Below are 20,211 nucleotides of genomic sequence, written 5' to 3'. Positions count from 1 at the left end.
GCGCACCCACGCCGGCGTCGCGCGACCGGGGGGGCCCGGCCGCCGGCGACGCATACACCCGTGGATCCGCACCCCGGCGCGGCGGGCTGGCACGCAACCGCCCCGCCGCCAGCGCGGCGGGCCGTTGAGGAGCACGGGAATCAGAACCCGAGACGCTCCAGGAAGCGCTCGTGATACGCGTGCGGGCCCCCGAAGAGGAGCTGCGAGGACTTGGCCCGCCGGAAGTACAGGTGCGCGGGGTGCTCCCACGTGAAGCCGATCCCGCCGTGCACCTGGATGTTCTCCGCCGCGGCGAACATGTAGGCCCGTGAGCAGCAGACATGCGCGGCGCTCGCCGCCACCGCGAAGGTCGTCTCGTCGCCCTTGTCGGCGATGACGGAGGCCTCGCGGGCACTGGCACGGGCCAGTTCGAGCTGGACGAGCATGTCGGCGCACTTGTGCTTGACCGCCTGGAAGCTGCCGATCTGGCGGCCGAACTGGACGCGGGTGCGGGCGTAGGCCGTGGCGCTCTCCAGGCAGAGCTCGGCTCCGCCCGTCTGCTCCGCGGCCAGCCCGGTCACGGCCAGGTCCAGGATGCGCGCCATCAGGCGGCCCCCGGCTCCGTCGGTGCCGACCAGCCGGGCGGGCGTGCCGTCGAGACGGAGGCGGGCCATCCTCCTGGTCGTGTCGAGGGTTTCCAGCGGTTCCGCGGTCAGGCCGACGGCACCGCGGTCCACGGCGAACAGCGACGGTCCCGCGGTGGTCCGCGCGATCACCAGGAGGAGATCGGCCGACGCGCCGTCGATCACGAAGGACTTGGTACCGGTCAGCTCCCACCCGGCGGTTCCATCGCCCCGCCGGAGCGCACGCGTCTCGATCTGTACCGGATCCCAGGCGCCGGTCCTCTCGGCCACCGCTAGCGCGGCGGTCGTCCTGCCCTGCGCGATGCCGGGAAGGTACGTCGCGCACGCGTCCCGGTCGCCGGACGCGAGCAGGGCCTGCGCGCCGAGGACGACCGTCGCGAAGAACGGAGAGCACAGCAGGGCTCTGCCCGTTTCCTCCAGGACGGCGCCGAGCGCCACCTGGCCGAATCCGTCCCCGCCGTACTCCTCGGGAATGATCAACCCGGGGAGGCGCAGCTGTTCCGCCATCTGCGACCAGACCTGCGGGTCGTACCCCAGGTCGGTCTCGACCACCTTGCGAACGGCCTCCTCCGAGGACTTGGCCTCCAGGAAGTCCCGCACGGACGATCGCAGTTCGTGAAGCTCCGGTTCGGAGAGCTCGGTGATGCCGGTCATGCCGTCCCCTCTCCGGTTCCCGAACGGCGCAGCTCGCGGAAGGGCGACCTGGTGTCGATCCCCGGTTCCTTGGGGAGGCCGAGCACCCGTTCGGCGAGGATGTTCTTCATGATCTCCTCCGTTCCGCCGAGGATCCGCAGCGCGGGCGTCGCCAGGAGGAGCTCCGACCAGGCGTAGGTTCCCCACTCGCCCGAGTCGGCGACGGCACGGGGACCGAACACGTCCGTCACGAGGTGGGCCGCGCGCGTGAGGTTCTGCGTGTACATCAGCTTCGACACCGACATCTCCGGCCCGGGCGTCACGCCGGCGCGCATGCCGCGCAGGGCGCGCGTGTTGAGATGCTCGGTCGCCATCACGTCCGCCAGCAGCTCCGCCACCTGCGCACGTACCGCCCGGTCGTCGAGCGTCCAGCTGGCCCGCAGGACCGCGTAGAGCCGCTCGGGCGTCAGGGCCGCCGCGGCGGGACCGCCGTTGTCGCCCCCGACCGTCGCGCGCTCGTTCATCAGGGTGGTCAGCGCCACCGTCCACCCGCCGTCGACCTCTCCGAGCCGGTGGTCGTCCGGCACTCGGACCTCGTTGAGGAACACCTCGTTGAAGTCCGCTCCGCCGGTCATCTGCCGCAGCGGCCGGACCTCTACTCCGGGGAGGGTCATGTCCACCAGGAAGGCGGTGATGCCCTTGTGCTTCGGGGCGTCCGGGTTGGTGCGCGCCAGCGCGAGTCCCAGTCTGCTGTGGTGCGCGACGGACGTCCACACCTTCTGCCCGCTCAGGACCCACGCGTCGCCGTCCCGGACGGCGCGCGTCCGCACGCTCGCCAGGTCGGAGCCGGCCTCGGGCTCGCTGAACAGCTGGCAGGCGATCGCCTCGCCCCGGTACATCGCGGGCAGCCACCGGTCCTTGATCTCGTCCCGGGCGTGGGCCAGGATCGTCGGCCCGATCATCCCGAGGCCGACGACGCTGAGGACGCCGGTGTCGGGAACGTCGTACTCGGCCTCGATCGCGTTGTAGACCATGTCGTGCACGGGAGTGAGGTCGCGGCCCCCGTACCGCGCGGGGCCGGTGATCCAGCCGAAGCCGTTCTCGTATCTGGTGCGCTGCCAGGCGCGGGCCTCTTCGAGCTTGCGCTGCTCCTCTTCTGGCGGATCGGAGCTGAAGTAGGCCATCCGGTCGTCGCCCGTGCCCCAGACGAACGTCCCGGCCTTGTCCTCGCGCGCGGCGCCGCCGGGTGCGTGCGCGTCGAGGAACGCCCGGACCTCGGCGCTGAACGAGGCGAGATCGCCGGCGTCGGCGTGCGTTTCATGAGCCATTGATGCGTTCCTGAACTGTGCGTCGACCCGAGGTCAGGTGGACAGGATGGTGACGGCGGAGACGCCCGGAGCGCCGTACAGGTGGGTGTAGCCGACCCGGGGCGCTCCAGGCACCTGGCGGGACCCGGCGGTACCGCGGAGCTGGTGCACGACCTCGTGGATCTGCCGCAGCCCCGAGGCGCCGATCGGCTCGCCGTTGCCGATCAGGCCTCCGTCGGTGTTGACCGGCAGGCGACCGCCGGGCTCGGTCGCGCCCTCGGCGATGAGCCGCTCCTGCTCCCCGTCCTTGCAGAGCCCGTTCTCCGCCATGTGGATGATCTCCGAGCCGGCGTCGGTGTCCTGCAACTGGGCGATGCCGATGTCCTCGGGCCCGATACCCGCGGCCTCGTAGGCGGCGCGGGAGGCGTCCACGGTCGGGCTCGGCGCATGCTCCCCGGCGGGCATCGCCGGGCTCTGCACCTCGAACGCCCCGAGCCTGCGGCTGCGCAGCACGCTGGCCCGTACCCGCACGGGCTTGTTGGACGTGTACTTGTGCGCCTGGTCCGCCCGGCACAGCACGACGGCGGCGGCGCCCTCGTCGGGACCGCAGTACATGAACTGGCGCAGCGGGTAATTCAGCATCGGCGAGGCGAGGATCTCCTCCTCCGACAGCGGCTTTCGCCGCCACGCCTTCTCGTTGCCGGAGGCGTTGCGGAAGTTCTTCGCCGCGACCCGGGCGAGTGTCCGCTCGGTGATGCCGTGGTCGTGCATGTAGCGGTTGATCTTCATGCCGAAGAAGTGGGTGGTGAGGAACATCCCCGTCTGGCCGTACCAGTCGGGGAGGCCCGCCACCGACGGGTCGGCCGCGAACGCGCCGCGCGGGTGCTTGTCCATGCCGATGGCGATGGCGATGTCGTGCTCGCCGTTCTCGATCGCGTTCGCCGCCATGGAGATCGCCGTTCCGGCGGTCGCGCATCCGTTGAAGACGCCGCGCAGGGGGATGCCCGTCGGGCCGAGGCGGCCGACGATCGCGTCCGGGTTGGCGACCTCGAGGCTGCCGATGAAGCCGCCCTGGATCTGCGGCCACCGCACGCCCGCGTCCGCCAGCGCGAGCCGCACCGCGTCGGCTCCCATGTCCATCGCCGACTTGCCGGGGAAACGGCCGAAGGGGTGCAGCCCCACGCCGATGATCACCGCTTCCATCATGCCTCCTCAGTGGCGCCGGCCGGCGCGAACGCGAACGTCAGGATCTCGGTGCCGTCGTCGGTGACGCTGTAGGGGACGACGACCATGCGCATCGGCTGCCCGATGCTCAGCGCTTCGGGATCGGGCTCGGTGAGCCTGGCCTCGACCAGGACCTCGTCGGGGAGTTCGACGTAGCCGACGGTGTACGGCTGGAAGGAGTCGGCGGTGTCATTGCCGTCGTAGGGAGGGGAGGGGGGACGGAAGCCCTGTGTGGTGAAGGTCCAGAGAGTCCCCCGGTCCGAGAGCAGTCGCCGCTCGGCCTCCGTACCGCCGCAGCGGGCGCACTGGTCGGCGGCGGGGAAGGCGACCAGTCCGCACTCGGCGCACTGGGAGCCGATCAGCCGTGGCTCGTCGGAGGGCCAGGTGAACAGGTCCTCGGCGACGGGCTTGGTCTTCGTCATCGGCCACTCCATTCGTTCCGGGCCGGGCCGGCGCATGCCGTGGCCGCAGCGTATCCGGAATCAGTTAGATATGTAAATTAGTTCTTCTCTTATCGAGAAATGTTGATCAGAGGTCCAGAGGGTTCTTCCGGCCGACCGCCTCGAAGTCCGGGCGCCGCTTCTCCCGGTGCGAGGCCACGCCCTCCAGGACCTCGGGCCCGGCGAAGCCGAGGAACTCCAGCCCGAGCGACGCCTCGAAGATCGGGGAGGCGCTGCGGTACCAGTGGTTGAGGGAGCGCTTCGTCCAGCTGATGGCGCTGGTGGCGCCCGCGGCCAGGGACGTGGCGAGCCGCAGCCCCTCGGCCTGGACCTGGTCGTCCTCCACGCACTTGGACACCAGGCCGATCCGCTCGGCCTCCTCGCCGGAGAGCGACTCGCAGGTCAGCAGGTAGTACTTGGCCTTGGCCATCCCGCACAGGAGCGGCCAGCAGATGGCGGCGTGGTCGCCCGCAGCGACGCCCAGGCGCGTGTGCCCGTCCACGATCTTCGCGGTGCGTCCGACGACCGAGATGTCGGCCATCATGCCGATCACGAGGCCGGCTCCCACCGCCGGGCCGTGGATGGCGGAGATCACCGGCTTCGAGCAGTTCAGGACCCCGTAGACCATGTCGCGGGCCTCCCGCATGACGCGCACGCGCACCGCGTGCTCCTCCGTCATGCGCTCGATCGAGTCGAACGTGCCTCCGGCCGAGAAGGCATTCCCCGCCCCCTGCACCAGTACGGCCCGGGTCTCCTCGTCGCGGTCGATCACCGGCCAGATGTCGGCCAGCTCGCCGTGCATCCGCGGATCGACGGCGTTGAGGTTGGGCGCGTCGAGGACGAGTCGCAGCACGCCGGGCGCCGGGCGTTCGAACTTCAGGGAGGTGAAGCGCGCGTACAGGTCGGACATGGCACTCCTAAATATCGGTGCGGCGGGGGAGAAGACGTGCGCTCAGGGCTGGGCCGGTCGTGGCTCGCGCGGAAGGCCGAGGACCTTCTCGGCGAGGATGTTCCGCTGGACCTGCGAGGTTCCGGCGTAGATGGTCCCCGAGCGCGCGATGAGATAGGTGGCCGACCAGGAGCCCGAAGAGTTGGCCGCGCCGGGGTCGTCGGTGCGGTAGGTCCGGAGGGGCGGCCTCCCGGTGGGTACCTGGGCGTGCATGCCCATGATGTCCATCGCCAGCTCGGTGACCTTGAGGTGGTACTCGCTCCAGTAGAGCTTGGCGATGGAGGACTCGGGGCCGGGCTGGGCGCCCTTCAGCCAGCCGGTGAGGATCCGGTAGCCGAGGAAGCGCATGATCTCGACCTTCGACCAGCACCAGGCGATGCGCTGCCGGATCAACGGGTCGGTGTCCTTGCCGTACGCCCGGGCGAGTTCGATCAGGCGCTGCAGTTCGGCCTTGAAGAGGATCGGGTTGGTCGCCGCCTCCTCGCCCCGCTCCACGCCCAGCAGGCTCTGCGCCACCGTCCAGCCGTCGTTCACGGCTCCCACGACGAGGTCGGCGCGGGTCCGGGCTCCGGTGAAGAAGACCTCGTTGAAATGCTCCTGGCCGCTCATCATGCGGAACGGGCGAACCTCCACGCCGGGCTGGTCGAGCGGCACCAGCAGGAAGGAGATCCCGCGGTGCTTGGAGGCGTCAGGGTCGGTGCGCGCCAGTACGAAGATCCAGTTGGCCTGGTGGGCGCCGGAGGTCCACACCTTCTGCCCGTTGATGACCCACTCGTCGCCGTCCCTGTCGGCGCGGGTGGTCAGCGACGCCAGGTCGGATCCGGCACCGGGCTCGGAGTATCCCTGGCACCAGACGTCGTCGCCGTTGAGGATGCGAGGCAGGAAATGCGCCTTCTGCTCCTCCGTGCCCCACCGCAGAAGGGTGTTCGCCAGCATCTTGACGCCGAACGTGTCGTGCGGGAGCCCGAACGGGACGCCCGCCAGCGCGAGTTCCTCCATGAGGACGACCTGGTGGAGCTTGGTGAGTCCCCGTCCGCCGTACTGCTCCGGCCAGGCGATCGACAGGTAGCCGTGCTCGGCGAGGAGGGTGCGCCACTTGCGGGCGAACTCCCAGGCCGGCTCCTCGTCCAGCGCGCCGATGCCCGCCCAGTCGGCGGGCAGATGCGCCGAGAGGAAGTCCTTGACCTCCGCCCGGAACTCCTCGGCCTCGGGAGGGTAGCTGATGTCCACGGCCCGGCCCCTTCTAGTAGTTAGATAATTGTACTTTATCGTGAGGGGTTGGCCGCTGGGCCGGTGCCCCTGAGGAACGGGCCCGGCTCCGACCCGAACCGCTCTCGCAGCGGCCCGATGCGGACCTTGCCCGCCGGGCTCCTCAGTTCGTCGCGGGTGAACTCCAGAGAGCGGGGGCACTTGTAGCCCGCCAGCTGCGCGCGGCAGTGCTCGAACAGCCGCTCGGCGGTGCCGTGGTCGGCACGGCTCCCGTTCTCCAGCTGGACGACGGCCTTGACCTGCTCGCCCATCTCCTCGTCCGGTACGCCGAGGACCGCGGCGTCGGCGACATCGGGGTGGAGGACCAGCGCGTTCTCCACCTCCTGCGGATAGATGTTGACGCCGCCGGAGATGATCATGTTGGTGGCGCGGTCGGTGAGGTAGAGGTAGCCGTCCTCGTCCAGCCGGCCCATGTCGCCCACCGTCCGCCACCCGCGCCGATCGGTCGCCGCGGCCGTCTTACCGGGGTCGCCCCGATACTCGAACGGCGTGCCGCCCTCGAACCAGACGACGCCGACCTCCCCGGCCGGCACCTGCTGGCCGTCCTCATCGAGAACGTGAGGTGTTCCCATCAGAGGCCGCCCCACCGAGCCGGGCTTGCGCAGCCACTGCTCCGACGTGATCGCCGTGGCGCCGATGCCTTCGGTGGCCGAGTAGAACTCGTACAGCAGCGGGCCCCACCACTCGATCATCTTCTGCTTGACCGGGACGGGGCAGGGCGCGGCTGCGTGCACGGCCCAGCGCAGGCTCGACAGGTCGTAACGGTGCCGGATCGTCTCCGGCAGCTTGAGCAGCCGGACGAACATGGTCGGCACCCACTGGCTGTGCGTGACCCGATGCCGCTCGATGAGCCGGAGCGCCTGCTCGGCGTCGAAGCGCTCCATGACGACCACCGTCGTCCCCGAGCGATGGCACGCCATCGACCAGGCCAGCGGCGCCGCGTGGTAAAGAGGGGCCGGGCACAGGTAGACGTCGCCCTGTCGCATGCCGAGGGTTTCCCGGAGCCAGTGGCCCGGCACATCGGGATAGCTGCCGATGGGCGTGCCGGTCACCTCTCGGCGGATGCCCTTGGGGCGTCCCGTCGTCCCGGATGAGTAGAGCATGATGTCGCCCTCGCACTCGTCCGGGATCTGTGTGCTGGGCAAACCTTCGACGGCCTCCTCGTACCGCTCCCACCCGGGAACCGTCGCTTCGCCGATCAGCAGCCGGCGCTCGACGGCCGGAACCCGGTCGGGCGAGAGCCCGTGCGCGGTCTTCGCCAGCGCGCTCGTCGCGACGACCACCTTGGCGCCGCTGTCGGCGACGATGTAAGCCGACTCCTCGGGAGTGAGGTGGTGGTTGACCATGGTCAACTGGAGGCCCGAGCGCTGGGCGGCCCAGGCGAGATCGAAGACCTCCGGCCGGTTCTCGCTCAGCACCGCGAGCGTGTCACCGGGCCGCAGCCCCTGGCGGCGGAGCAGATGCGCGATCTGGTTGGAGCGGGCGTCGAGGTCGCGGTAGGTCACGACCTCGCCGGAACCGCCCATCACCACTGCGGGCCGTTCTGGGCTGGTCTTGGCGAAAGTCCCTGGATACACGGTTCCTCCCGGCGGGCTCGAAGTCAGGGCCGGCCGCCGCCCGGGCGGCGGCCGAAGGGTCACGCGCGCCGCTCGATCTCCTCGAGAAGCTGCGGCAGTACCGTGAAGAGGTCCCCGACGACGCCGAAGTCGGCCAGCTCGAAGATCGGTGCCTCGGGGTCCTTGTTGACGGCCACGATCGTCTTGCTGGTCTGCATTCCGGCGCGGTGCTGGATGGCACCGGAGATCCCGGCGGCGATGTAGAGCCCCGGTGACACCTGCACGCCGGTCTGCCCCACCTGGTGGCCGTGCGGGTACCACCCGGAATCGACCGCGGCGCGCGAGGCGCCGACCGCGCCGCCGAGCGCGTCGGCCACCTTCTCGATCAGCTCGAAGTTCTTCGCCTCCCGCAGACCACGGCCACCGGACACCACGACGTCGGCCTCGGCCAGGTCGGGACGTTCCGACCGTTCCCGGGGCGTGCGCTCGACGACGCGGACCGCGCTCGCGGCCGAGGAGAAGGCAGGGGCCAGTCGCTCCACCAGCGGGGTCGTCGGGGCCGGTTCGGGCGCCGTCGCGTTCGGCTTGACCGTGATGATCGGCACGCCGTGTGTCACCCGGGACGTCACCTGGTAGGCGGCGGCGAAGGCGGACACCTCGGCGACCGGGACGCCGCCGTCTCCCGCGGTGACGTCGACCGCGTCGGTGATGAGCCCCGACTCCAGCCGCACCGCGAGCCGGGCGGCGGTCTCCTTGCCGTCGAGCCCGGAGGCGAGCAGGATCGCGTCCGGACGCGACTGCTGCGCGATCGAGGCGAGGGTCTCCACGGCGGGCGTCACGAGGTGCTCGTCGACCTCGGGAGCCTCGGCGATGTAGACCTTGGCCGCGCCGTGCTCTCCGAGCGCGGCGACCGCGGCCTCAGCGCCCTTGCCGAGGACGACGGCGGAGGGTTCTCCCAGCCGTCGCGCGAGCGTCAGCAACTCCAGCGCCGGCCTGCGCACCACTCCGGCTGCGTGATCGACGAGAACGAGTACTTCTCCCACGGTTCCTGCTTTCCTTCAAAGGGCGCCGCCCGGGCATGCGGTCCGTGCGCCCTGGGTCTCAGATGAACTTCTTGGCGGCGAGGAAGTCTGCGAGCTTCGTGCCGCCGTCGCCCTCGTCGGTGACGATCTCGCCCTTGGACCGGGGCGGCCTGCGAGTAGCGGTGTCCACGGCCGACCAGGCGGCCGAAAGGCCCACGCGGTCCGGGGAGACGCCGAGATCGGCGAGGCCGAGCGTCTCCAGGGGCTTCTTCTTCGCGGCCATGATCCCCTTGAAGGACGGGTAGCGGGCCTCGTCGGTGCGGTCCGTCACCGACACGACGGCGGGGAGGTTCGCCTCCAGCCGTTCGGTGGCGAGGTCGCTCTCGCGGCGCCCCGTCACTGTGGTGCCGTCGAGGCCGACCTCGTCGAGGTAGGTGACGGCGGGGACGCCCAGACGCTCGGCGAGCATGGCCGGAACCACTCCCATGGCGCCGTCCGTCGACGCCATGCCGCAGATGACCAGGTCGAAGCCCAGCCGCCTGACCGCCTCGGCCAGGAGGAGAGAGGTGCCGAGGGCGTCAGTACCGCGGACGGCGTCGTCGGTGATGTGGACGGCGCGGTCCCCGCCCATGGCCAGGGCCTTGCGCAGGGTGTCCTTGGCCCCGCCCGGGCCGATCGTCACGAAGGTCACTTCGGACCCTTCATGGGACGCGGCGATTCGAAGGGCCTGTTCCACCGCGTACTCGTCGAGCGGGGACAGGACGGAGTCGACGGCCTGCCGGTCGGTCGTCCCGTCGTCGGCGAAACGCGGTTCGGAGTCCGCGTCCGGGACGTGCTTCACGCACACCACGATCTTCATGGATGGCTTCTTTCGGATGAGTGAGTGAATAAGGCCGGCCCGGTCGCGACGGGCAGGGCGGCTCAGACGCCGATGGCCTGGGCCAGCAGCTCGCGGTGCAGGGCGGGGTCGCCGAAGAGGAGCTGCGAGGTCTTCGCGCGCTTGAAGTACAGGTGGGCCGGGTGCTCCCACGTGAACCCGATCCCGCCGTGGACCTGGATGTTGGACTCGGTGGCCTTCAGGCATGCCTCCGAGCAGAACGCCTTGGCCAGGCTCGTCGCCGCCGGCACCTCGTCGCCCTCCTGCAGGGCGAGGAGTGCGGCATAGGCCGCGGCCCTCGCCGATTCCACCTCCAGCAGCACGTCGGCCAGCAGATGCTTGACGGCCTGGAACGACCCGATCGCACGCCCGAACTGATGCCTGACCTTGGCGTACTCCACGGCCATGTCGAGGGCGCGGGACGCCGCCCCGACTTGTTCGGCCGCCAGGGCGGCGATGCCCTGCTGAAGGACGACGGTGACCAGATCCCAGCCGTCCCCTGCCGTCTGGAGCCGGCGCGCCGCCACGCCCCGATACTCAAGACGGGCCTGGTGCCTGGTGGGGTCGAGGGTGGGCAGAGCCGTCCTGGTGAGGCCGTCCGCGCCCGCGTCGACAAGGAAGACTCCGGTGCCCTCCGGTAGCCGTGCGACCGTGAGGATCACGTCGGCGGCGGCGCCGTCGAGGACGAAGGTCTTGTGGCCGTCGAGCAGCCAGTCGTCTCCGGCGGGACGGGCGGTGAGCGCGACGCCTTCGCGATCCCAGCGGGCCGAATCCTCGGTCAGGGCCAGGGTGGCCACTCGATCTCCGGACACCAGCCTCGGCAGCAGCTCGGCACGCGCCTGCTCGTCCTCGCTGCGGACAAGGGCCGTCGTCGCGAGCACCGCTGACGAGAGGAAGGGGGCGCACAGCAGCGCGCGACCCATCTCCTCCATGACGAGCCCGACCTCGACGGGCCCGGCGCCGGCGCCACCGTACTCCTCGGGCACGGCGAGTCCCTGAAGGCCGAGCTCCGCGCCCATGCGCCGCCAGACGGCCTCGTCATAGCCGGCCTCGGTCTCCATGGCCCGGCGGGTCTCGCTTTCGGAGGCCGCGTTCGCCAGGAAGCCGCGGACCGCCCGGCGCAGGTCCTCCTGGGTCTCGTCGAAGGCGAAGTCCATGATCACTCCTGTGGGGTCGGGGCCGGAAGACGGCCCTGCGAGCGGGGCTGACGGTCGGTCTCAGTCCTTCGCCAGGAGCTTGTCCACGAGCGCCACATGCTCGGGGGAGTGCATGCTCTCCCGCTCGGCGGTCAGAGCGGCCTCCAGACCGGCGGACATCGCCTGCTCCAGGTGCAGGTTCACCGCTCGCTTGGTGTCGCGCAGCGCCTGGGCGGGCATCTCCGCCAGACGCTGCGCGAGCTTCATCGCCTCGTCCACCACCTCTTCCTTGGGGACGACCGAGTTGACCAGGCCGAGGCGCTCCGCGTCCTGCGCGTTCACCTTGCGGCCCAGGAAGAGCAATTCCTTGGCGCGCGCGAGCCCGACGATCAACGGCAGGACCAGAGCGCCGCCGTCACCCGCGACGAGGCCCACCTGCACATGCGGGTCGGCGATGTGCGCACTCTCCGCCATGATCACGATGTCGCTCAGCAGGGCGAGGCTGCATCCGAGCCCGACGGCCGGTCCGTTGACCGCCGAAACGACCGGGACGGGGCAGCGCACCATCCCGGTGATGATCCGGCGCGCCTCGACCACGTTCTGGTGCCGGAAGGCCTCGTCGCGCTGGACCCTCCGCATCACCTCGAAGTTCCCGCCCGCGCTGAACGCGCGGCCACGACCGGTCAGCACGACCGCCCGGGCCCCGTGATCGGCGGCGATGCGGTCCCACACCTCGGCCAGCGCGGTGTGCATGCCCTCGCTTGCGGAGTTCAGCTGGTCGGGACGGTTGAGCTCGACCAGCCGGACCGCTCCATGGGCGGTCACCACCAGGTCGGGGGACAGGCCGTACATCGCACCTCCATGCGCTTGCCACGTAATGGGAAGCATAGTTGAATGGTCTAACTAAATATACTGAAGTCGATGCTTCGATGCAGGCGAGGGGTGCGTGTGGGCGAGATGCTCCGGCGGGAGTACGAGACCGTGCTGGCGGACCTGGAGGACCGGATCCTGACGGTGACGCTGCACCGCCCGGACCGCCTGAACTCCTTCACGCCGCAGATGATGGAGGATCTGCTCGCCGTCCTCGATCGCGCGGACGGCGACGACGCTGTGCGCGCGGTCATCGTGACGGGCGCCGGCCGGGGCTTCTGCGCCGGCGCCGACGTCAGCGCCGGCGGCGGCTCCTTCGACCATCGCGAGGCGGGCGCCTGGCACCGTGACATCGGCGGGAAGGTGGCACTGCGGTTGTTCGCCTGCGTCAAACCCGTGATCGCGGCGATCAACGGGCCCGCCGTCGGCGTGGGGGCGAGCATGACCCTGCCCATGGACATCCGGATCGCCTCCACCGAGGCGAGGATCGGCTTCGTCTTCGCCCGGCGCGGAATCGTGCCGGAGTCGGCCGCCAGCTGGTTCCTGCCGCGTGCGGTCGGTATCCAGCGCGCGATGGAATGGGTCGCCACAGGCCGGCTCTTCGGGGCTGAGGAAGCCCGCGGGGCCGGCCTGGTCCTGTCCGTGCACGAACCGGGTGATCTGCTGCCCGAGGCGCGCCGCATGGCGAGAGAGATCGCCGACAACACCGCTCCGGTCTCCGTGGCGCTGGCCAGGCAGATGATGTGGCGCATGCTGGGCGCCCCGCATCCGATGGAGGCGCACCGGCTCGACTCGCGGATCATGAGCCAGATCGGCGGCGGACCCGACTCGGCCGAAGGGGTCGCCTCGTTCCTGGAGAAGCGGCCCCCGCGCTTCCCCGGCTCTGTGAGCACGGACATGCCCCCGGTCTATCCGTGGTGGCGCGACGAGGGCTTCCGTCCGCTGGACGCCGACAGCAATGCCAATGCACCGCATCTAGATAAATAGTTTAGCTATATATTTCTTCTGTAGCGCCCCGAACCCTCCACAGGAGTGCCAGTGACCACGAACCGCCACATGACCTTCGGCGATGTGATCCGCGAGCATCGCCGTTCCTTCGCCGACTCCGACGCGCTCGTCGACGGCGACCTACGCCTCACCTGGTCGGAGCTCGACGCCAGGACGAACCGGCTCGCCAACGCGCTCGCCTCCGCGGGGGTGACCGCCGGTGACCGGATCCTCTGGCTCGGCCAGAACTCCTTCCGGGTCTACGAACTCCTGGGCGCGGCGGCCAAGATCGGCGCCATGGTCTGCCCCGGCTACTGGCGCTGGGCCGCCCCGGAGATGGTCTTCGCCATCGAGGACTTCGATCCGAAGGTGGTCGTCTGGCAGCAGGAGGAGATCGGGGAGACCGTCGCGAAAGCGCGCGCCGAGACCGCCGACCGCAAGACCCTATGGTTGCGGCACGACGGCGCGGAGGCGGACGAGGACGGGTACGAGCGCTTCCTCGCCTCGGGCTCGGCGGACGACCCGGGGCGCGACGTCGACCCCGACACCGCGCTCATGGTCATCTACACGGCGGCGATCAGCGGCCGCCAGTGCGGATCGATGCTCTCGCACCGCAACCTGCTGACGATGGGCGTCAACGGAGCCTGGCTTGGTGACATCGGCCAGGAGTCCGCCTTCCTCAACGCGGGCCCGATGTTCCACATCGGCAACTACCAGCTCTACGGCATGCCCGTGTTCGTCCAGGGCGGCAAGAACGTGGTGGTGCGCCGTGTCGATCCCGAGCAGCTGCTTCCGCTTCTCGTCCGTGAACGGTGCACGCACGCCTACTTGATGCCGCCGACGATCGTGCGCATCGTGGAGCTCAACCGCGAAGCCGGCCACGACCTGTCGTTCCTGTGCGCCACCATCGCGCCGCAGCTGTGGGACGGCATGGCCACCACCGACTCGAGCCGGTTCGCCCGGAACGGCGGCGGCGAGGGCCGCGCGTACGGGCAGACCGAGGTCACCGGTCTCGCCGTCACTCAGGCCACCGGCGGCGCCGGCACCGGGAACGCCGGGCGGCCCGGCCCGTTCGCCATGGTCCGCATCCTGAACGGTGACGGCAAGGAGTGCGCGGTCGGAGAGGCCGGCGAGATCTGCGTGCGCGGCGATCTGGTGCACCTGGGGTACTGGAACCGCCCGGAGATCAACGCCGAGCGCTTCAGGTTCGGATGGTGGCACACGACCGACCTCGGCCGGAGGGAGGCCGACGGCACCATCAGCTTCCTCGGCACCACGACGAGGATGCTCAAGTCCGCCGCCGAGAACATCTTCCCGGCCGAGGTCGAGAACTGCCTGGAGTCCCACCCCGCGGTCCGTGAGGCCGCCGTCATCGGCGTTCCGAACGAGCGCTGGGCTCAGGACGTCAAGGCCGTCGTCGTCCTGGGCCAGGACGCCACGGTGACCGCTCAGGAACTGATCGAGCACTGCCGGGAGCGCATCGCCTCGTACAAGAAGCCCAAGACCGTCGAGTTCGTCGACGCCATCCCCCGCACCGGCGCGGGCGCCAAGGACTACGACGCGCTCGACGAGCGGTTCGGAGGCGGCGGTTATCCCGGAACCGACTCGCTCGGAGCCGGGCGCTGATGCGGACGACCGTCACGATCAGGGAGGCGTGATGACGCCGAGAAGAGCGGTCATCGTCGGGATCCATGCGACCGAGCAGGCGCTGTCCCTTCCCGGCCGCAGCGCGATGGACCTCGCCTTGGAGGCGGTCCGTGGCGCGCTCGCGGACGCCGGGCTCACCGCCGCGGACGTCGACGGCGCCCAGCTCGACTGGCCGGGCCCCGGAGGCGTCGAGGGAGAGGGCAGTTCTTGGGCCCGGGCCCTCGGCAGGGACCTGCGCTGGACGAGCGACTCGATGCTCGACAACTCGGGCGCGCGAGGTCTGCTCAAGGCGGCGTCCGCCGTCACCGCCGGGTACGCCGACACCGTCGTGGTGGGAGGCTGCCGGCTGGTTTCGCGGGGACCCGCCAACGCCCCTGTGGGTGCCGGCGCCCCTCTGGAGTTCACCGATGTCTGGGGCTCCTATGTGGTCGCCCAGTTCGCGCTCGTCGCGGCGCGCCACATGCACGAGTACGGCACCACCTCCCGGCAGCTCGCCGAGGTCGCCGCGACGATCCGCAACAACGGGTCCTCCAATCCCGAGGCGATGATGTACGGGCGGGGCCCCTACACGGTCGAGGACGTGCTCGCCTCGCGGATGGTCGCGACCCCCTTCCACCTGCTCGACTGCTGCATCGTCGGCGAGGGGGGCGCGGCGTTCGTGGTGACGACCGCAGAGCGCGCGCGGGACCTGCCGGCCACTCCCGTCGCCGTGCTCGGCGGCGGAATGGAGTACCACCAGGCCGCCTACGCGAACCCGGCCCTCTACCGGGAGGTCGGCCAGATCGGCCGGGACGCCTCGTCCCGCGCCTATGCGATGGCGGGGATCACCGCCCACGACATCGACGTCTTCTCCCTGTACGACCCCAACTCCTTCGAGGTCATCCGCCAGATGGAGGCCCTGGGAGTGTGCGCCGAGGGCGAAGGCGGTCCGCTGGTCGCGAGCGGGGCCATCGGCCTGAACGGGAAGCATCCCGTGAACCCCGACGGCGGGTGCCTGTCGTACGCGTGGAACGGTACCCAGCAGATGACCCTCAAGGTCGTCGAGGCGGTCCGGCAGATCCGCGGAACAGCGGTCCACCAGATCGGCGGCGCGAGCCTGGCGCTGGTCGGCAATGCCGGCTCAGGCGCCCAGCACTACGAGATGGCGATCCTGGGGGAGGACCGATGACCCGGCCGATACCCGTGCCCACAGAGCTGTCGCAGCCCTTCTGGGAGGGCGCCCGCCGCGGCGAACTCGTCATCCCGCGTTGCGGGGACTGCGGAACGAGGTTCTTCGTCCCGGAGCCCGTCTGCCCGAACTGCATGTCGGCGGCGTGGAGCTACGAGCCGTCGAGCGGCCGGGGAGTGGTGTACGCGGTCACCGTCGTCCACCGGGCGCCGGGGCCCGGCTTCGACGTCCCGTTCGCCCTCGCCGTGATCGATCTGGACGACGGCGGAACCCTGCTCTCCCATGTCGTGGACATCGAGCCGGACGAGGTGGCGATCGGACTCTCGGTCGAGGTGGCGTTCCGCCCCCTGGACGAGTCGATCACGCTGCCGTACTTCGTACCGGCGAGTTCTCGCGCACCGGGCAATTAACTCTTCTTAATCATTTAACTGTATTGTGTGCCGTGTCGGGCACATCGACGTTCAGGAGGAGACGTGGAACTGGAGGGCAGGGTCGCCTTGGTGACCGGCGCCGGGCGCGGCATCGGGGCGGCCATCGCGGACGCGCTGGCCGCCCGCGGCGCCGCCGTCGGCGTATGCGATCTGGACGCCGAGTCCGCCGCGAAGACCGCCGCCTCGGTCGGGGCGCGGCACGGTGTCCCGACGGCCGGCGTGGCCGCCGACGTCTCGGACGGGACCGCGGTCCGTGCCGCGGTGGCGGAGGTCGCCGACCGGCTCGGCCCGATCGACGTCCTGGTCAACAACGCCGCGGTGGACGTGATCAAGCGGTTCGTGGACAGCACCGAGGAGGAGTGGGACCGGATCATCTCGGTCAACCTCAGGGGCACCATCACGGTGACCCGCGCCGCCCTCGACGCCATGATCGAGCGCGGTGCCGGCAAGATCATCAACATCGCCTCGGACGCCGGGCGGGTCGGGTCGTCGGGCGAGGCGGTCTACTCCGCCACCAAGGGCGGCGTGATCGCCTTCGGGAAGGCGCTGGCCCGCGAGGTGGCCAGGAACGGCGTCACCGTCAACACGGTGTGCCCCGGACCGACCGACACCGCCCTCCTCGGGCAGGTCGCGCACTACAGCCAGAAGATGTACGACGCGACGATCCGCGCCATCCCGCTCCGCCGCGCGGCCGAGCCCGCCGAGATCGCGGGCGTCGTCGCCTTCCTCGCCACCGCCGACGCCGCGTACATGACCGGCCAGACGCTGTCGGTCAGCGGCGGCCTGACGATGGTGTGAGGGGCGCCCCGATGAGCGATTTCCTGACGACCGACGTGCGCGACCGCGTGGCCGTCCTCACGCTGAACAGGCCGGACAAGCTCAATGCCATCGGAACGCAGACCTTGGACCGGCTGGAGGCCGAGCTGGACCGGCTGCGCGGCGACGACCGGGTGCGCGTCCTGGTGATCGCCGGAGCCGGCCGGGCGTTCTCGGCGGGGGCGGACCTCGACGAGATCACCCAGTGCGTGACGCCCTACGACTTCCGGGCGTTCGTGCATCGCACCACGGACGTCTTCGCGCGGTTGGAGGAGTTCCCGAAGCCCTCGGTCGCCGCGATTCACGGATTCGCCTTCGGCGGCGGCTTCGAGCTCTCGCTCTCGTGCGATCTGCGGGTCGCCGAAAAGGGCGCGAGGCTGGGCGTCCCCGAGATGAAGCTCGGCGTCCTGCCGGGCGCCGGCGGGACGCAGCGGCTCCCGCGGCTGGCACCGCCGGCGGTGGCCAAGCAGATGATCCTCACCGGAGAGCCGATCTCCGCCGAGCGCGGTCACGAGATCGGTCTCATCAACGAGCTCGCCGAACCCGGTGAGGCGCTGAAGGCCGCGCTGGAGCTGGCCGCGCGTCTTGCGGCCGGCGCGCCTCGGGCCCTGGAGGCGGGCAAGCGGCTCGTCGACCGCGGGCTCCCGATGGAACTGCACACCGCGATCGGCTACGAGCGGGAGGCCGTGTCGACGCTGTTCACCACGCTGGACCGCGAGGAAGGGCTGAAGGCGTTCCGCGAACGGCGCGAGCCCGACTTCCAGGGCCGCTGAACCGCGGGACGAGACGAGGGGACACGACCATGGACTTCAGCTTCAGCGAGGAACAGGACGAGCTCCGCGCGACCCTGCGCTCCTTCTTCGCACGGTACTCGACCGAGGCCGACGTGCGCCGGATCGCCGAGAGCGGCGAGGGCTACGACCCGGAGGTATGGCGGCGGCTCGGCCAGGATCTCGGACTGCAGGGGCTCGCAGTCCCCGAGGAGCTCGGCGGCTCCGGTTTCGGCTATGCCGAGCTCGGCGTCGTCTTCGAGGAGATGGGCCGCGCGCTGCTGTGCGCCCCCTACTTCGCGACCGTCGCCCTGGCGGCCGAGACGCTCCTGCGCAGCGGCGACGAGCAGGCCGCCAAGGACTACCTGCCCGGCATATGCGCAGGCAGCACGGTGGCGACGCTCGCGCTGACGGAAGAGGGCGGCACCTGGACCGAGGCGGGAGTCCAGCTCGCCGCGTCCGAAAGGGACGGCACCTGGACTCTGTCGGGCGCCAAGACCTACGTCCCAGACGGGCACCTCGCCCATCTGCTCCTGGTCGTGGCCCGTACCGAGGGAGGCGTCAGCCTGTTCGCCGTGGACGCGGCCGCGCAGGGACTCGCCAGGACCGCGCTGCCGACTCTCGACCAGACGCGAGGCCAGGCACGGCTCGAGTTCTTCAACACGCCCGCGCGGCTGATCGGCGAGGAGGGCGGGGCCTGGCCGGCGATCGAGCGGGCCCTGGCCACCGCGGCGATTCTGCTCGCGGCGGAGCAGGTGGGTGGTGCGGCGGCGGCCCTGGGCACAGCCGTCGAGTACGCCAAGGTCCGCGAGCAGTACGGCCGGCCCATCGGCTCATACCAGGGGATCAAGCACCTGTGCGCCGACCTCCTGACGGAGCTGGAGTCGGCGCGCTCCGCCGCCTATGGGGGACTGTGGGCCCTCGACGCGGACGACGATGCCGAGGTCCGTACCGCGGCGGCGCTGGCGAAGGTGTACTGCTCGGAGACTTTCACACAGGTCGCGTGCGGCAGCATCCAGATCCACGGCGCCATCGGCTTCACCTGGGAGCACCCCGCCCACCTCTACTTCAAGCGGGCCAAGAGCTCCGAGGTCTTCCTGGGCACTCCCGCTCATCATCGTTCGCTCCTGGCCGCTGAGCTGGGCATCTGACGTCAGCGCCCGGCCCCACGGCGCGTGAGGAGGAAACCGTGATGGAACTTCAGTTCGGACCGGAGGTCACCGACTTCCGGGACGAGGTTCGCACCTGGCTCGCCGAGCACCTCGTCGGTGAGTTCGCCGAGCACCGCGGGGTGGGCGGGCCGACCGACGAGGAGGCCTGGGAGGTCCGGCTGGCCTGGGACAAGGAGCTGTCGGCCGGCGGCTGGCTCGGTCTCGGCTGGCCCGTCGAGTACGGCGGCCGGGGGCTGGGGCTGCTGGAGGAGATCGTCTTCGAGTACGAGTACGCGCGGGCGGGAGCGCCCTACCGTGCCACCGGCAACGGTCTGGACCTGCTCGGCCCCATGCTCGTGGCGATGGGCAGTGAAGAGCAGAAGCGGCGCTTCCTGCCGCGCATCCTGGCCGTCGAGGAGCTGTGGGGGCAGGGCTTCAGCGAACCGGGCGCCGGGTCCGACCTGGCCGCCGTGCGCACCAGGGCCGAGCGCGACGGCGACGAGTGGGTGATCAACGGCCAGAAGGTCTGGACGACGTTCGGCATGCACGCGGACTGGCTCTATGTACTCGCCCGGACCGATCCGGAGTCCCGGCGGCACAAGGGACTCAGCATGCTCCTGGTCCCGGCCGACCAGCCGGGCGTGGAGATCAGGCCCATCCGCTCCCTCGCCCGGCAGGACGAGTTCGCGGAGGTGTTCTTCACCAACGCCAGGACACGCGCGGACCTGGTGGTCGGAGAGGTCGGACAGGGCTGGCGTACCGCGATGGGAACGCTCGGCATCGAAAGGGGAGCGACGCTCCTCCCGCTGCAACTCACCTTCGAACGCGAGATGGACGCGCTGCTCGACCTGGCGCGCGAGCGGGGCGCGTTCGCCGACCCGATGCACCGCAAAGCCGTCCTGGACGCCTGGATGTCGGTGCGGATCATGCGCACCACCAACCTGCGAACCGTCGCCGAGCTCCTCCAGGGACGCACGCCCGGAGCCCAGGCCACGACGGCCAAGCTCTACGCCTCGACGCGTCACCAGCGGATGGGCCACGTCGCGATGGAGATCGCGGGGGCGAGCGGCCAGATCGTCGGCGACGGGTACGCGCTCGACAACCGGCAGCGCTCGTTCCTGCTCTCGCTCGCCGAGACGATCTACGGAGGGGCGAGTGAGATCCAGCGCAACATCATCGGCGAGAAGGTGCTCGGGCTCCCGAAGGATCCGAGGCCTGCGTGAACGGACTCCAAAGCCGTGCGGCGGGGCGGGGCCGGCGGGGGGCGCGCGCCCGCCCCCGGCCGGCCCGCGGGGGCGGGGTCGAGGGGGTGGAGACCGGGGGTGGGGGGGCCGG

General features: G+C 70.6%; 19 protein-coding genes. 8 read left to right on the top strand and 11 right to left on the bottom strand.

Annotated elements, in window-relative coordinates:
• Positions 1–140: 140 nt before the first annotated feature.
• The 11 genes from ABZ914_RS04555 to ABZ914_RS04505 all read right to left on the bottom strand — a co-directional run bounded on the left by ABZ914_RS04555 (position 141) and on the right by ABZ914_RS04505 (position 11,888).
• Positions 141–1,277 (bottom strand): acyl-CoA dehydrogenase family protein, encoded by a 1,137-nt coding sequence (locus tag ABZ914_RS04555; RefSeq protein WP_500191621.1) that lies wholly within the window; start codon positions 1,275–1,277, stop codon positions 141–143.
• Positions 1,274–2,584, bottom strand: a complete 1,311-nt coding sequence (locus tag ABZ914_RS04550) for an acyl-CoA dehydrogenase family protein (protein WP_500191620.1) — start codon at positions 2,582–2,584, stop codon at positions 1,274–1,276. The genes ABZ914_RS04555 and ABZ914_RS04550 overlap by 4 nt, the downstream gene beginning before the upstream one ends.
• A 33-nt stretch (positions 2,585–2,617) precedes the next feature.
• Positions 2,618–3,769: a thiolase family protein gene (locus ABZ914_RS04545; protein ID WP_500191619.1), complete on the bottom strand. Its 1,152-nt coding sequence runs from the start codon at positions 3,767–3,769 to the stop codon at positions 2,618–2,620.
• Positions 3,766–4,209: a Zn-ribbon domain-containing OB-fold protein gene (locus tag ABZ914_RS04540; protein ID WP_500191617.1), complete on the bottom strand. Its 444-nt coding sequence runs from the start codon at positions 4,207–4,209 to the stop codon at positions 3,766–3,768. Before ABZ914_RS04540 ends, ABZ914_RS04545 begins: the two co-directional genes overlap by 4 nt.
• A 106-nt stretch (positions 4,210–4,315) precedes the next feature.
• On the bottom strand, positions 4,316–5,137 hold the full coding sequence (locus ABZ914_RS04535; protein ID WP_500191616.1) for an enoyl-CoA hydratase/isomerase family protein: 822 nt from the start codon (positions 5,135–5,137) through the stop codon (positions 4,316–4,318).
• A gap of 42 nt (positions 5,138–5,179) precedes the next feature.
• On the bottom strand, positions 5,180–6,406 hold the full coding sequence (locus ABZ914_RS04530; protein WP_500191614.1) for an acyl-CoA dehydrogenase family protein: 1,227 nt from the start codon (positions 6,404–6,406) through the stop codon (positions 5,180–5,182).
• 35 nt (positions 6,407–6,441) lie between these two features.
• On the bottom strand, positions 6,442–8,022 hold the full coding sequence (locus ABZ914_RS04525; RefSeq protein WP_500191613.1) for an AMP-binding protein: 1,581 nt from the start codon (positions 8,020–8,022) through the stop codon (positions 6,442–6,444).
• Between the two features lie 59 nt (positions 8,023–8,081).
• Positions 8,082–9,044, bottom strand: a complete 963-nt coding sequence (locus tag ABZ914_RS04520; protein ID WP_500191611.1) for an electron transfer flavoprotein subunit alpha/FixB family protein — start codon at positions 9,042–9,044, stop codon at positions 8,082–8,084.
• A 58-nt stretch (positions 9,045–9,102) separates the two neighbouring features.
• Positions 9,103–9,882, bottom strand: a complete 780-nt coding sequence (locus ABZ914_RS04515) for an electron transfer flavoprotein subunit beta/FixA family protein (RefSeq protein WP_500191609.1) — start codon at positions 9,880–9,882, stop codon at positions 9,103–9,105.
• A 62-nt stretch (positions 9,883–9,944) separates the two neighbouring features.
• The gene (locus ABZ914_RS04510; protein WP_500191607.1) at positions 9,945–11,057 is read right to left on the bottom strand and encodes an acyl-CoA dehydrogenase family protein; all 1,113 of its coding nucleotides are present in this window, start codon (positions 11,055–11,057) and stop codon (positions 9,945–9,947) included.
• Positions 11,058–11,117: 60 nt separating this feature from the next.
• On the bottom strand, positions 11,118–11,888 hold the full coding sequence (locus tag ABZ914_RS04505) for an enoyl-CoA hydratase/isomerase family protein (RefSeq protein ID WP_500191605.1): 771 nt from the start codon (positions 11,886–11,888) through the stop codon (positions 11,118–11,120).
• 105 nt (positions 11,889–11,993) lie between these two features.
• On the opposite strand from ABZ914_RS04505, the gene ABZ914_RS04500 reads away from it, so the two are divergent.
• The 8 genes from ABZ914_RS04500 to ABZ914_RS04465 all read left to right on the top strand — a co-directional run bounded on the left by ABZ914_RS04500 (position 11,994) and on the right by ABZ914_RS04465 (position 20,099).
• Positions 11,994–12,893, top strand: a complete 900-nt coding sequence (locus tag ABZ914_RS04500; RefSeq protein ID WP_500191623.1) for a crotonase/enoyl-CoA hydratase family protein — start codon at positions 11,994–11,996, stop codon at positions 12,891–12,893.
• Between the two features lie 51 nt (positions 12,894–12,944).
• Positions 12,945–14,519 (top strand): AMP-binding protein, encoded by a 1,575-nt coding sequence (locus ABZ914_RS04495; RefSeq protein ID WP_500191604.1) that lies wholly within the window; start codon positions 12,945–12,947, stop codon positions 14,517–14,519.
• Positions 14,520–14,550: 31 nt separating this feature from the next.
• Positions 14,551–15,708, top strand: a complete 1,158-nt coding sequence (locus ABZ914_RS04490) for a thiolase family protein (RefSeq protein ID WP_500191602.1) — start codon at positions 14,551–14,553, stop codon at positions 15,706–15,708.
• Positions 15,705–16,118: a Zn-ribbon domain-containing OB-fold protein gene (locus ABZ914_RS04485; protein ID WP_500191601.1), complete on the top strand. Its 414-nt coding sequence runs from the start codon at positions 15,705–15,707 to the stop codon at positions 16,116–16,118. The genes ABZ914_RS04490 and ABZ914_RS04485 overlap by 4 nt, the downstream gene beginning before the upstream one ends.
• Positions 16,119–16,181: 63 nt before the next feature.
• A complete protein-coding gene (locus tag ABZ914_RS04480; protein ID WP_500191599.1) occupies positions 16,182–16,937 on the top strand; it encodes an SDR family NAD(P)-dependent oxidoreductase in 756 nt (251 codons plus the stop codon).
• Between the two features lie 11 nt (positions 16,938–16,948).
• Positions 16,949–17,728 carry an enoyl-CoA hydratase/isomerase family protein gene (locus tag ABZ914_RS04475; RefSeq protein ID WP_500191597.1) on the top strand — a complete coding sequence of 260 codons (780 nt, stop codon included), beginning with the start codon at positions 16,949–16,951 and terminating at the stop codon, positions 17,726–17,728.
• Between the two features lie 29 nt (positions 17,729–17,757).
• Entirely contained in the window at positions 17,758–18,876 is a 1,119-nt protein-coding gene (locus tag ABZ914_RS04470; protein WP_500191596.1) for an acyl-CoA dehydrogenase family protein, read from the top strand.
• Positions 18,877–18,917: 41 nt separating this feature from the next.
• Positions 18,918–20,099 (top strand): acyl-CoA dehydrogenase family protein, encoded by a 1,182-nt coding sequence (locus ABZ914_RS04465; protein ID WP_500191594.1) that lies wholly within the window; start codon positions 18,918–18,920, stop codon positions 20,097–20,099.
• The last annotated feature ends 112 nt before the right edge of the window (positions 20,100–20,211 follow it).

The organism is Spirillospora sp. NPDC046719, from assembly GCF_040645715.1.
GTDB lineage: Bacteria > Actinomycetota > Actinomycetes > Streptosporangiales > Streptosporangiaceae > Spirillospora.
This window is presented reverse-complemented; position numbering and strand designations above follow the sequence as displayed.

Bases quoted from the DNA above. Each gene is read 5' to 3' on its own strand.
- ABZ914_RS04535 (WP_500191616.1), bottom strand. From the start codon at position 5,137: ATGTCCGACCTGTACGCGCGCTTCACCTCCCTGAAGTTCGAACGCCCG.
- ABZ914_RS04500 (WP_500191623.1), top strand. From the start codon at position 11,994: ATGCTCCGGCGGGAGTACGAGACCGTGCTGGCGGACCTGGAGGACCGG.
- ABZ914_RS04555 (WP_500191621.1), bottom strand. From the start codon at position 1,277: ATGACCGGCATCACCGAGCTCTCCGAACCGGAGCTTCACGAACTGCGA.
- ABZ914_RS04485 (WP_500191601.1), top strand. From the start codon at position 15,705: ATGACCCGGCCGATACCCGTGCCCACAGAGCTGTCGCAGCCCTTCTGG.
- ABZ914_RS04550 (WP_500191620.1), bottom strand. From the start codon at position 2,584: ATGGCTCATGAAACGCACGCCGACGCCGGCGATCTCGCCTCGTTCAGC.
- ABZ914_RS04510 (WP_500191607.1), bottom strand. From the start codon at position 11,057: ATGGACTTCGCCTTCGACGAGACCCAGGAGGACCTGCGCCGGGCGGTC.
- ABZ914_RS04505 (WP_500191605.1), bottom strand. From the start codon at position 11,888: ATGTACGGCCTGTCCCCCGACCTGGTGGTGACCGCCCATGGAGCGGTC.
- ABZ914_RS04540 (WP_500191617.1), bottom strand. From the start codon at position 4,209: ATGACGAAGACCAAGCCCGTCGCCGAGGACCTGTTCACCTGGCCCTCC.
- ABZ914_RS04490 (WP_500191602.1), top strand. From the start codon at position 14,551: ATGACGCCGAGAAGAGCGGTCATCGTCGGGATCCATGCGACCGAGCAG.
- ABZ914_RS04475 (WP_500191597.1), top strand. From the start codon at position 16,949: ATGAGCGATTTCCTGACGACCGACGTGCGCGACCGCGTGGCCGTCCTC.
- ABZ914_RS04515 (WP_500191609.1), bottom strand. From the start codon at position 9,882: ATGAAGATCGTGGTGTGCGTGAAGCACGTCCCGGACGCGGACTCCGAA.
- ABZ914_RS04465 (WP_500191594.1), top strand. From the start codon at position 18,918: ATGGAACTTCAGTTCGGACCGGAGGTCACCGACTTCCGGGACGAGGTT.
- ABZ914_RS04545 (WP_500191619.1), bottom strand. From the start codon at position 3,769: ATGATGGAAGCGGTGATCATCGGCGTGGGGCTGCACCCCTTCGGCCGT.
- ABZ914_RS04470 (WP_500191596.1), top strand. From the start codon at position 17,758: ATGGACTTCAGCTTCAGCGAGGAACAGGACGAGCTCCGCGCGACCCTG.